The following is a 565-nucleotide window of genomic DNA, read 5'->3' on the forward strand; positions in this document are numbered from 1 at the left end:
CAAATTGCGGATGAAGTGAGCGTACACAAGTCGACGATTTCTCGGGAATTCAGACGGAACAAGGGTCGACGTGGTTGGCATCCCAGGCAGGCTCAGGAATTACAGGACGAGCGTCGAAAGAATTGCGCCAATGCACGGCGTCACTCATTGCTGGAGTGGACGGAAGTTGAGCGATTGATTCGACAGGACATGAGTCCGGAACAAGCGTCACAGCGGCTTGCTCTGGAAGGCGGGCTGCCGATCAGCCATGAATCGATCTACTTGCACATTTATGCAGATAAGCGCCGTGGTGGCGACGTGTGGCGGCACTTGCGCTGTCAGAAGCCGCGCAGGAAACGTTATGCGAGTGGTCAAGAGCGCCGAGGCACCATCAAGAACCGGATTGGCATTGACGAACGTCCGGTGATCGTGGAACAGAAGAGTCGCATAGGCGACTGGGAGGGCGACACCGTGATCGGCAAGAATCACCGAGGCGCATTGGTCACATTGGCCGAAAGGAAGTCTCGCTACATTCTGGCAGCCCAAGTTCCCGACAAACATGCGTCGGGTGTGACGGCGGCAGTAA

The 565-nt window shown here is 56.5% G+C and carries 1 protein-coding gene; it reads left to right on the top strand.

The features are described 5' to 3' along the window. A partial coding sequence (locus tag C7H79_RS17360) for an IS30 family transposase (RefSeq protein ID WP_445164659.1) occupies positions 1–565 on the top strand: 565 nt, incomplete at both ends.

This window comes from Nitrosomonas supralitoralis, from assembly GCF_003011925.2.
In the GTDB taxonomy this organism is placed as follows: Bacteria; Pseudomonadota; Gammaproteobacteria; order Burkholderiales; family Nitrosomonadaceae; genus Nitrosomonas; species Nitrosomonas supralitoralis.